This window comes from Legionella birminghamensis (assembly GCF_900452515.1).
GTDB lineage: Bacteria > Pseudomonadota > Gammaproteobacteria > Legionellales > Legionellaceae > Legionella_C > Legionella_C birminghamensis.
Genome location: NZ_UGNW01000001.1, coordinates 1,098,594 through 1,110,511, shown reverse-complemented (window position 1 = coordinate 1,110,511; position 11,918 = coordinate 1,098,594). Strand labels below are relative to the sequence as shown.

The following is an 11,918-nucleotide window of genomic DNA, read 5'->3' as shown; positions in this document are numbered from 1 at the left end:
TTACAGCCCAGCCTACGATATGGATTCGCTATAACTTCAGGCTTATATTCGTGGCATGAATTATAGCGGCTATACGGCCTATTCTTGCAAGAGCGGTTGCTGCAATACCATGCTGGCCTAATTGCCTGCTATGTGCACTCATACAGGCTCCGCAGCCATTCAGGATAGAAACGGCAAGGCACATCATCTCAAAAGTCAGCTTGTCAACTCCGGGATTGGCCATTCCCTGCATTCTGAGACCGGCAGGAATCTGCGTAAGTTCTGGCTGTTCGCTTAAATGGGTAAAGCGGTAGTAAATATTACTAATTGCCATGAGGCTCGCAGCCAGTTTTGCCCCATTGCTCACCAGAGGATCGGAGTTGAGTGCCTCCAATTCCTCAATTATTAAGGGATCGCTTAAATGATAGGCCACCGCTAATGCACAGCCGACTACCTGTGAAGGAGTCAAGCCATCGGTTTGCTCCAAATCCAACACCTTGCCCAAATTCAGCCTGACATCTTTCGCGACTTCGGGTAAACGCTCAGTAATCGCAGTCAACATAATTATTACTCCTGAATATGGATGGTTTCTTCACCTTTCTTCCAGTTACAGGGGCAAAGCTCATCGGTCTGTAAAGCATCCAAAACCCGTAAAACCTCCTGCGGATTGCGCCCGACATTTAAATCCGTAACCATAACAAATCGGGTGATTCCATGAGGGTCTACGATAAAAGTCGCCCTTTGCGCTACGCCTTCCTGCTCATCAAGGATCCCCAGACTGCCGCTTAATTCGCGTTTGATATCCGCAAGCATGGGAAATGATAGTTCATGCAAATCAGGGTGTTGTTTTCTCCAGGCCAGATGCACAAACTCGCTATCGATACTAACTCCCAGGATTTGGGCATCCCTGTCCGCAAACTCAGACTCCAGTTTTCCGAATCCGGCAATCTCAGTTGGACATACAAAGGTAAAATCTTTTGGCCAGAAGAAGACAACAAGCCATTTACCGCCAAAGCTTTCATTGTTGATGGTTGTAAACGCTTCTTTGATGTCATTACTGACTGTTGCCTTTAATTGGAACTGAGGAAATCGGTTACCTACTGTGATCATTTTTTTCTCCTTTTCTGTTGTATATCCTAACTGTAGTTGACCGCTATTTATAAGTAAAATCGAATGTTTTTATTGTTTCGATAGATATAATCTATGATTATTTTTGATTGATTTGTGATTAAATTGCTGTTCAAATAATCTAAAAGACCCTCATTAAGAGATAGGAGATAAACGATGACAAAACAAGAAAAAATTTGCCGAATTGTCAGGGCAATTACAAAACACAAGGAGTGGCGAACAAGCTGCTGTCGTTTTCGATGACTTCTTTTCTGCCTTTAAATGAGCTGCTGAAGTATGATAATGAACGTCTTGTCACTCAGTACGCTCTAAAGCATCCAGAACGTTCACTTGAGCAATCGCGTCAATTATGGAAAGACTTACTGGGATGGATGTGGTTAACCCAATTTCGTAAAACTCAGGGCAAGGCGACCCATCTATTTGGCCCACTGTTACGACTTGACGATCTCTGGCATTTTTTCATTTTGAATACCCGTGATTATTGCGAATTCTGCGAGCAGTATTGGGAAAGTTATTTTCATCATGACATCGAAGCTCACGGGGAAGAACATCAGATTTCCCCCGATGAACTGGCTGATTTTCTGGAGGATGCATTCGAATTTCTCGGCGAAGCCTGGATAGACCGCTATTTTCAGCCCCTATTTACAGAGGAAAATTAATCTCCCCTGTCTTATCGCATAGCTATCTACACAAGTGGATGGGAATTAAACGCTATCGAATCCCCGCGGCTGCGACCGCGGGGTCCACACGAAGCCAATTTAATGTTAAAAAGACTTGTTTATGACTGCCTGTTAAACCCTATTTTTTGGCAGCATTGAAACATGTCTGAGGACCATACTACTTCAACAGGCATGGGTGCCGCGGGGATTCGGACGGGGAAAATATTTGTGTAGTTAGCTATGGTCTTATCGACAAGGTAATCGAGATGACGTATTATCGATACACTTTCTGTATTAAGCAGATAGCTCAGGTGTATTTTACAACACCCAATACACTGCTTGATTAATATTCATACCTCATTAATTTGAGAAGTAAGTTGGAGTCAAAATATGACAGCTGAGTCAATTTCGGCCTCACTTGTCAGCAATTTATCTATTATGGGCAAACCTCTATCTGCTCATGGCTATTATCGCTCCAAATTATTTATTGCGCCTTTCACTACTAATCCATTAGTAGCTGCAGCCGGGCCTGTATTATCTTTATTGGAGCGTTTATGCATCAGCCCATCGCTTCCTCCGATTGCTGATATACGGGAAAATGTTGAACATGAACTGCTTGCTTTTCATAGCCGCTTGCATGGAAAAGCCTATTCTGATGAGTTAAACGCGATTGCTCATTATTTATTATGTGCAACCATTGATGAAATACTGGGAAAAAGCTACCTCAGACTTTATAGCGTTCCGGCGGAGTTTCAGGCGTTTACCCCCCTGTCGCATAACGGCGTTGGACCTGAAGAACGCTTCTTTGATATCGTAAAGCATATCAAGGATAGACCGAATCAATATCTGGACTTAATTGAGTTGGCTTATTATTGCCTGATTACCGGCTTTGAAGGGAAACAGCACTACCGCAGCGATGGACGGCAAGTGCTTGACAATCTGATAGAGGAATTGTTTCAACTCATTAAACAATACCGTGTCAATAAATCCTATCGCCTATTTAAAGAGCCTAAAAAGGTTGAAAGCAGGGTAAGCAACCATAAACCTTTTATAACAGTTGCTTTTGTTTCCTTATGCATTTTGGCGGCAGGGTACGGACTGAGTTATTTGCTAGTCGAAAATAAAGCCAGAATGGTTCAATTTGGTCATACTGCTACCGCGAAACTGGAAAACTAATGGATAGATCACTGCAAGCGCTCTGTGACGCTCTAAAAAAAATTGTTAGCCTGTTAAAACCACAATCCAATCCCCTTTCCTTTTTGCTGGTCATCGGAAAAAGCCATCAAGGCAAAACAACCTTGCTTAAGCAGGCAAATCTAAACCATCATGCCGTAGATGAGTTAAATGGCGCCAATTTCTTTTATAATAACAGCGGCATTATTCTGGAGCTTGGTGAAACCTGGCTTCATGAAACCGACAATCTGCTCCATCATAACTTAAAACAGTTAAACCGCTGCCATAGAGGTCTTCGCGTTAGCGGCATTATTTTATGCGTCGACAGCCGTGATTTTTTAATGACGGAGCCCGTGCAGATTGCAAGCCAATGTAAGTCCCATGCCAATCTACTTGAGCGTTTCAGCAAAGCATTGGGTTATAAGACTGAATTAGCAGTTATCTTTACCAAGCTGGATACACTGGCCGGATTCTGCGATTTTTTCCAGTCGGAGCATATCCAGGACTTAAGTAAACCCTTGGGCTTTTCACTGGACTATAATCTTCAGCCTAAAAAACTCTTTGATCACTATCGTCTTCAGTTCGATCGTATGATTGAAGTGCTTGGGCAGGAAACCATCAATAAACTGCATCCAGCCCGTTCCAGTGTTAAACGGACATTGATCAGAGAGTTTCCTTTGCAGTTGGCCAGTTTGAGAATTCCAGTCCAAACCTTAATTCAGCAGCTGGCCGCAAAAGACTTTCTCCTGCAGGCGGTTTATTTTACCAGTGCAGAACAGGGCGGCGTTTCAGTTGACCGCTTAAATCAGAGAATTCAACATGAATACGCATTAACTATTCCCGATAAATATCATCAATCAAGCAATTACCGCGCTTATTTCATTGAAGGCGCAATTAAAGCCTTCCAGGAACAGACCAAAAAACTGGATGCCTCTTTAACCAAAGGTCACAAAATTGCTGCCCTGGGAACCACAGCAGTGGTTGCAGTATTTCTGAGCGTTTTGTGGTATCAATATAACCAGACCGCAGACTTGCTTGACGATGCAAGCAAAGAGCTCATGGCCTATGAAACACTGAGCAGCCAGAACAAGGATTTAGCCTCTGCCCTGTATCATTTATCGCAGGCAGAAACCAAGCTTAACCTGATTCCTGTAGGCTGGGTTTCTCATCCTGTCATCGAACAACTGAAACTGCAGTTGCATAATAGTACGATTAGTAAATTGCACGACAACTTTCTACCCGATGTATTATCATCTCTGGAAGAGGTAATTTCCAATCCATCCCAGACTCAGCTGGCTCGTTATCAGGCTTTAAAAATCTATTTAATGCTGGGAGAGCCGGAGCATTTCTCTGAACAAGCGGTAACTGCCTGGTTTAGTGATTACTGGAAAAACACTAATGCAGCATTTCAGAATGATAAGCAGCTGCTTCTGCTTCACAATGCGCTTAAGCAGCCGCGTCAGGCGCTTCCAATTAATCAACAGATTGTCAGCGATGCACGGAATTATCTTAATGCCCTGCCGGCTACCTATTTATATTACTCTTTAGCAAAAGCGCAATTTCCCCAGGGAAAGACCTCAATCAGCGTTGAAGGTTTTGACCTGGCTTCCAAGGAATTGCCTGATTATTTCACTAAAGCAGGCTTTATTGAAGTCCTAAGCTTACTTCCACAAATCACAGTCACATTACAAAAAGAAAACTGGGTGCTTGCACGTCAAGATCTCGATAACCTGCAAACTCAGCTTGAACAAGCCTATTGCTTTGATTACAGTAATTGGTGGCTCAACTTTACCAGGCGCACCAGACCGCAACACTATCAGGGTTATCAGCAAGCCAAACAATTAACACAAGCGCTGCAGCAATCTGATTCAATCAGACGTCTGGTTCAATTAATTCAGCAAGAAACCAGCCCGGAAGCCGCTGAAAACGCCAGTCTCTTTAATCAGAAAATTGCCAATCAATTTACGGCCCTGAATTTAATGACCAGCTCAGCTGCGCAGGAATTGACAGTCAATGTCAATGAGCTGGAAAAGTTTCTGACCACCCTGGCTTTAGTCAATGATCAAGGGCAAACCGTATTCGACCTCACTCAGGCGCGATTCCGCGGCGATACCCTGACTGATCCATTAAGTTCCCTTTATAATCGCTCACGACAACTTCCTGAGCCCATTGCCAGCTGGGCAAAACAAATTGCTGACGATACCTGGTTCATTTTTATCAATGAAAGCCGCGAATTCTTAAACAAACAATGGAATAAACGCGTCTATAGTGTTTACAAAAATGCCATAGCCAAGCGCTATCCTCTGGATCCAACAGAGAAAGAAGAAATAGGCCTTGAGGATTTCGATCATTTCTTCTCACCCCATGGAACCTTGAACAGCTTTGTTACTCATTATTTAAAACCCTTCCTGGATACATCGCATGCACAGTGGCAGCCTAAAGAATTAAATGGCTATCTAATGCCAATTTCCAATGATTTAATTAATGAATTAATCAGAGCCAATGTTATCAGCAATATGTTCTTCCCTGACGATTCAGATACCAGCCGCATTGAATTTTCCCTGCAGAAAATAAATCTGGATCCCGTTGTCTCCAGTTTACAGCTCACCATTGGTGAAACTTCACTGTCTGATAATCAAAACAGTGAATCTGATACAGAATTTACCTGGCCGCAACGCGGGGCAAAACTTAGCTTAAGCTCTATTGAAGGCAACCACTACGAATTGGAAGAAACAGGCACCTGGGCTTTCTTTAAAATGCTCCAGAAAGTCAATGTGCTGGTTGATAGCAATGACAGCAGCAGCCTGCAAATTCTGTTTGAAGTAAATGGTAACTCTGGACGCTATTTATTGAAAACACAAAATCAGATCAATCCATTTAGCCCTGGTATCCTGACAGGATTTAGCCTTAAGAAAGACATAGCCCAGGGATAAACGCCTTTGCACTTTTCCAACCGACCATCCGAATCCCCACGGCACGACCACGCCGAATCCCCGCGGCTTTGACTAATCCGAATCCCCGCGGCTTGACCGCGGGGCCCCAATGAATCTAATTCGGAGACTCAATTTACTAAGCAATTCATTCAATCTTTACTTCTGGCAGGATTGTAGTTTTTCTAAGCTCTTGTTTAAGGCCACCATGGGCCCCGCGGTCGAAGCCGCGGGGATTCGACTGGATTTGTGTCAATAGCTATGGGTCGCAGCCGCCGAATTCAGATGGAAAAACCTATAGGGCCTCTACTGAATCTTTCCGGGAAGACTCTTCATATTTGGATCTTTTGCATAAGCATTCAGCAAATCATTCACTAGCTGCTCTATAACGCTCGCTTTTGCATCCTCTTCAATTAATCCCACCTCGGATTTCATAAGAATCAAACGATTCTCCACTTCCTTGGCCACTGAGCCATTGGGGAATAATGCAGCAAGAAAACGTCGTGCTTCTGAAGGGCCGATATGACGATAAAGCTGGTTACGAACAGCCGCGTCTTCAGCAGTAGTACTAAATGCCCAAAGCTCAATCGGACCAAGCGTCAGCGTCAGTAACTGGACGTTAACACCGGTTTTGGTGGCATATTGGACCAGAAAAGTTGCCCCGCCCTGCCTTGGGCCATGCACCCGCGTGCGCAGGGCGATCTTGGCGGTATTGGTAAGACCGAAAATCTGACTGGTCTTTTCCACTGCCTGAGAAGGTCCGGCATCCATAATATAAATTGCAGTGGCGAAATCAATCATCACTGGATCAAAGTCATCTACAGATTGGGAAAGCAGGGAAATCTGGACTTTCCATTTCCTTCCTTCCCGCATATCGACAATAACCTGATCACGAACAGCAGAAGATTTGGCGGTACGGTGGAATTCGTCATAAACAATCCGTTTGGGATCTTCACGAATTTCCAGAACACGGTCTTTGTGATACTCCTTATATTGATCAGGAACAGTACCCATACTTTCTTCAGTGAGATAATAATGCCGGGCAAGTACATAGCGTGCCAGCATGTACATGACGGAGGTTTGTCTGTCGGCTGCATCCCCCCCGCTCTTCGCTACCTCGTCAAGATCCAGGGAGACCACCCTGGCATCACCAATATCGAAGCTGGTAACTCTTGATAATATGGAATATTCCCGAACAGCACCGGAAATCATACGCGAAAACGCGCTGATTAGCGATTCTCCAGTTGGAGCGACAACCCGCTCATACAAGTCCTCAATGGAGGGAGTCCGACAAATGGAGGCGGCATCGGCAAGCAAAGGCATCGCATAACGCTGTGCAAGCATTGCTTCATGGACAAAACCAGCTGAATAAAGCGCATCCGTAACCTCCCACCAAGTGGATTTCGAATCGCGAACGAAGCCTATTTCCTCGAGAATCGAATCAATAAATTCTTCCACCCCAGGTGCGTATGGTGTCGGGTTAAACTCATCAGCAAAACTCTTGTACAGCTCATCAACCACCATACCCGCCAAATCAGGCATCGCATCATAAGGCTTGCTTGCCCCAAGAGGGGTAGTCAACAAAGTTAGAAAGTTAACCAAAAAAGAGCGTTCAAGCGCAGTTGGGTAACGACAACCCAATTGGGTGTCGAAAGGGTTAATCGAATATTCCGGTGTCATTCGCAGACGATGATAAGCTACCAAATGCCTTTGTGAGGCCGGCAAAGCCTCTCTTAAAAGTGAGATCAAACCACTACTGGAGGGGCCAATATCAATAATTGCAATGCGGGGCAGACGGGTTAAACCACCAGACAGGCAAAGCGCCAGGTTCAACGCGTTCGACAAAACAGATTTACCCGATCCCGGACGCGCATAAACAAGATCAATCCAGGTTGTTTGCTGGGTAGAACCCGGTTGAAACGGCCAGGGTTTGCCATCCGGCGAACGAAACAGTAATGCACCGGTGCTCCAGGGTGATGCGGGTCTTGTAATCGGCAACATACTGATTACATCAGACAAGGGAGCCACCGAAGGTACCGCAGCACTTCGGGTAGTCGCAGCCAGCATACTGGACACAAAGCCGGCGAAGGCATCTCCGCAGACCTCAGATACTTCTGTAGAGCCCCAGCCCTGGATCGCTTTTACCAATTCCGAACTGCGGCGGCGAAGAAGCGCCATTTCACCCTCTTTCGCCCAGGTTGTTGCTACTACTCGTAAGCGTACAATCGCATCATCTGTGTTCAACTGCAGATATTTCAAAAGATTTACCGAATCACTGATTAAGCGATTTTGAGCAGAAGAAAAGCTGAGAATCGAAGCCAGCAACCCCTTGAACTTAATTGTATCAAGGCCTTCGCTTTCAATTAGAAAGGATATTCGCCAGGGAATATGGGCTGGTAATATACGGGCAAATAAGGTAATGAATGGCCGGATTTCCTTAGGAAACAAATCGATGAATACGGAGGAGTAAATTTTATCGCCCACCCGTACTGTCCGTAAATCGAGTATCTCCGCATCACGAGGCAACACCTGTTTGGATAGAGGAGGCCAGAGTAAATCAGAAGCATCCCCTTCAAAGCTATTAATCTCTTTGGGCAGAATTTTATCGCCAGGTAAAGTTGCCCGCCAATCATCACTGGTAAAATCAGGATCGCCAGTCATCCGGATGGCATGTACAGCATCGTGGACTTTTAACAGTGTGGCAAAGACATTTAAACTGTCGAGGTCATTCATCACCGCGCGTACATAAGCGTCATGCGTATCACGCAACTCAGGTATTGCCGCATAGATAGTTTGTGAGTTTTTAAATGGCGGCGCCTTGGAATCCCTGAGCATTTTCAGCTTAGTTTTATTTGCAGTTTTTAACTGGTCGGAAGGCAGATTAAAGGGACGCGTGAGTAAAACAAAATAGACACGCTCTTCCGCACAATAAAGTGAAAGGTAATCAATTCGTTCTTTAAACAAATCGTCTAGATTCAGATTTAGACGTTGGGCAGTAGACTCTGCCGGCCCATAGATATCTTTGATAACTTTACGGATATTTTGTTTGTCATGACTAAATAAAACCTGAAGTGCATGACCAGGGCGACCCATCGCACCTTGAAAGGCATTGCTTAAACCTTCTACCAAATGCTCAAATTCCTCAGCACCCGCTAAGGCAGTGACACCCTCGATTTTCAGAATTGAAAGCAGCGAGCCATCATGGTTAACCAGAACCGTAGGGCTATCCGCCGTTTCCAATTCCAAATAAGATTCAGTCGTCTGCTTAAGGGAGGTACTTAGCCAAGCAAAAAAAGTGTCAACCCCTTCGAAAAATGAATCTGCCCAATTCGCCATAGCTTTTCCTAATAACTTGCCTGTTAAGTAATACTTTTACCGATGTGAATTTGTTTGGACTAATTAAGTGCTCTCAGCCATTTCTTCCAAAGCACTAGCCGCCCATTGCTCTATTTGTCTTCTAAATTTGGCTCTGGATGGAAGTAACCGTATATTATTAAATAATTTATCAGTAATTTCAGGAGATGTTGCACCAGAGTCAATAATCAATTGTCCAAAGATAGAGGGATCGCTGGTACCTTCTCCGAATTTTTCCTCGACAGTCTGGGATCGGGATTTAAAACTTCTATATATATTCTGAGCGCTGCCTTTATAGCCCGTATCATTGGTTATTGCGCAAAAAAGGACATGGCATAAACTGTTCAGTTCGGATTGCTGAAGTTCTGGAAGATAGATAAGTGTACCCCCGCCATAACCACCAACCCCAACGGATTCAACAAAAAAACATTGAGCGCAGAAACAACATGCTGTAACCATATTGGAAATCTTGTTGTTTGTATAATTACCGTCAATATTAATAACTTCTTGAAAGAGTTTTGCCTGAAAACCACAGAATTGACAGGTATAACGGTCGCGTAGAAATACTTTTTGTTCGTAGGCTTTAAATCGCTCATCCGCTTTTCTAGCTGAATATAAGCGCCAGGCGCCAGGGCTGGCTACAAGCCTTAACTTATTGCGTTCCTGATTGACGGCCATTAGCTTCTATTACCTTGCAATTTTACAACAACGGGTATTATTTTCTGTCTAATTATAGACTGAAAATAATACCCTGCTATTGATTCTTATGAACCAGAAGAACCACTGCTGAAGATAGAACCACCTGGGCCAGCAGTCTGTCCGCCGCTGCCGCCAAACATTGTAGCTCCTGCTATTCCTAATATTGTAGGCAGGAATAGTAAGGCCGCCGCAATTAAAACAAGGGCAATTGGCGTACCAATAGGAATTTGAGTTGGATTATCTTTATGCTGTTTGAATTTCATAATAGCACCGATAGAAAATCCAAGACCAGCAAGATAGGATCCTGCAGTAATTAAACGGGTTAAGCTGGCAAAGGAGCCTGTGATACTTGAAGCCATACCACCTAGAGTAAGGGTGGATGATGCAGCGGCTTCCCCCGCCATAACCATTAAACCTAAACAAGCAAACCAAACGAATAGCCGCTTATTTAGAATTGTTTTATCAGCCAGCGTTTTCACAGTGATTCTCCTTTAATTTCAATTAAATTCAACTTGTACCATATAATGTATTATTAATCATTTCCAGCGTTGCTACAATGTTCATGGCTAAGATTCCACCAAAAACATGCATTAATCCCTTTCCTGTCCCTCCTGGAGGTTGCCCTTGCGATGCGGATCGGGCTATCAAGACCCATCCTCTGACAAAAGCAATAACCCCAATCACCTGAATTAACAGGGAAAGCGATTGTCCTACGGCACTGCCTGTGCCAAATAAAGTATCCAAAGCCTGATTTTGGCTATCCATAGGGGCATACTGCAGAATATTGGAGGAACCAAAAGTGGTATTGAGCATTATATCCAAGCCAGTTGGAAAATAGATTAGGATAGCAGCAACCATGATGTACATGACGGGCTCTTTGATGCTCGTATTGCTTGACATCATGGTTCTGGCTTCACCATAAACTTTCAAACTGTAAATTGCCTTAAATGCAAAAGCGATGCCTATGAGATAGGCAGCCCCTGTAACCAAGCGCTCGACAGGAAGTAAATTGGCTGCGAGATTATTAAAAATGCTTGCATTACTTGTTATCCAAGAAACTAAACCACCGCTACCACCATCACCCATATATGCCTCAACTGTCTTGGGGACTAAACCTGATTACCTGTCCTGAACTTGTAACGACGCGTCCCTGATGCGGGTCTATCAATCTAACGACCCCATATCCTGCAATATTTGTCCCTTCTCTAACGGTAAGTGTAGACCCATTTGTTCCAATTAACCAAGCTCTTCCAGGAATTACAGCCTGGAGATAATAAATATTTTTTGGGACAATCTGCTTGACTACTTTATGTACAATTTTTTTAGGTTGAGTCCTCACTGTCAAAACAGTAATCTGATTGGATTGCTCTTCTACTTTTCCAGCAAGTGTCGTTATCATTTGATTTAAGGAATTAATTTTATTGGTTAATTCGTTGATACTAGTATTCACGCCTCCCAGTTGCTCGCTCAGTGAATTGACCTCAGTACGAAGATTCTGCTGACTGAGTTCCAGGGCAGAAAGCTTCTGGTTCACTTGTTGATCGTTCGCGGAGGAACTGCTGGTATCGCCAAGCCCGGAAGCCACCTGCGTAGTATTTGTCGTGGTTGTCGTTGTTGTATCGGGTGCAACGCTGGCCGATGTAGATACCGGAATAGATGGCTCCTGATCTACTACTTCAGGCTGCTGTGTAGCTGTTGCAGGCGTTGTATCGGTAGGCGGTACAGTTGCAGTCACCGGAGCCTCCGTAGTATCCACGGGCTTGGGTTTACTTGTAAAAAATGATCCGAGAAACTTGTACCCCAACATGGCCAGAACAATGACAACGATTGCGATAAGCGCATTTCGCTTGACATTGGTCTCTCCCATATCAGACATTTTCTTTTTGGCTACAGCGGACGATTGCTGTGGCTCTTCACTGTCCATCGGCTCTGGATCCAGAGCATCTAAATCAGTGAACTCGTATTCATCATTACCTTGATAATTATCGGCCATTTC

General features: G+C 44.3%; 10 protein-coding genes. 3 read left to right on the top strand and 7 right to left on the bottom strand.

The window, feature by feature from the left end:
* Window positions 1-28 precede the first annotated feature (28 nt).
* Window positions 29-541, bottom strand: coding sequence for a carboxymuconolactone decarboxylase family protein (locus DYH42_RS04725; RefSeq protein WP_058524698.1), 513 nt, complete (start codon window positions 539-541; stop codon window positions 29-31).
* Window positions 542-546: 5 nt separating this feature from the next.
* On the bottom strand, window positions 547-1,089 hold the full coding sequence (locus DYH42_RS04720) for a peroxiredoxin (protein WP_058524699.1): 543 nt from the start codon (window positions 1,087-1,089) through the stop codon (window positions 547-549).
* A gap of 194 nt (window positions 1,090-1,283) precedes the next feature.
* On the opposite strand from DYH42_RS04720, the gene DYH42_RS04715 reads away from it, so the two are divergent.
* From DYH42_RS04715 to icmF, 3 genes are all read left to right on the top strand, one after another.
* Window positions 1,284-1,766 carry a glycine-rich domain-containing protein gene (locus DYH42_RS04715; protein ID WP_237759056.1) on the top strand — a complete coding sequence of 161 codons (483 nt, stop codon included), beginning with the start codon at window positions 1,284-1,286 and terminating at the stop codon, window positions 1,764-1,766.
* A 390-nt stretch (window positions 1,767-2,156) separates the two neighbouring features.
* Window positions 2,157-2,942 carry a type IVB secretion system protein IcmH/DotU gene (gene icmH, locus DYH42_RS04710; protein WP_058524701.1) on the top strand — a complete coding sequence of 262 codons (786 nt, stop codon included), beginning with the start codon at window positions 2,157-2,159 and terminating at the stop codon, window positions 2,940-2,942.
* Window positions 2,942-5,872 (top strand): type IVB secretion system protein IcmF, encoded by a 2,931-nt coding sequence (gene icmF, locus DYH42_RS04705; RefSeq protein ID WP_058524702.1) that lies wholly within the window; start codon window positions 2,942-2,944, stop codon window positions 5,870-5,872. The genes icmH and icmF overlap by 1 nt, the downstream gene beginning before the upstream one ends.
* A 303-nt stretch (window positions 5,873-6,175) precedes the next feature.
* Here the strand turns inward: icmF and DYH42_RS04700 are convergent, their stop codons facing one another.
* From DYH42_RS04700 to icmG, 5 genes are all read right to left on the bottom strand, one after another.
* Window positions 6,176-9,205, bottom strand: a complete 3,030-nt coding sequence (locus tag DYH42_RS04700) for a type IV secretion protein IcmB (RefSeq protein WP_058524703.1) — start codon at window positions 9,203-9,205, stop codon at window positions 6,176-6,178.
* Between the two features lie 63 nt (window positions 9,206-9,268).
* Window positions 9,269-9,901: a type IVB secretion system protein IcmJDotN gene (icmJ, locus tag DYH42_RS04695; RefSeq protein ID WP_058524704.1), complete on the bottom strand. Its 633-nt coding sequence runs from the start codon at window positions 9,899-9,901 to the stop codon at window positions 9,269-9,271.
* A gap of 86 nt (window positions 9,902-9,987) precedes the next feature.
* Entirely contained in the window at window positions 9,988-10,332 is a 345-nt protein-coding gene (locus DYH42_RS04690; protein WP_083503201.1) for a type IV secretion protein IcmD, read from the bottom strand.
* Between the two features lie 97 nt (window positions 10,333-10,429).
* Window positions 10,430-11,008, bottom strand: coding sequence for a hypothetical protein (locus DYH42_RS04685; RefSeq protein WP_058524706.1), 579 nt, complete (start codon window positions 11,006-11,008; stop codon window positions 10,430-10,432).
* Between the two features lie 7 nt (window positions 11,009-11,015).
* Complete coding sequence (icmG, locus tag DYH42_RS04680) at window positions 11,016-11,915, bottom strand: type IVB secretion system protein IcmG/DotF (protein WP_058524707.1); 900 nt, start codon at window positions 11,913-11,915, stop codon at window positions 11,016-11,018.
* Window positions 11,916-11,918 lie beyond the last annotated feature (3 nt).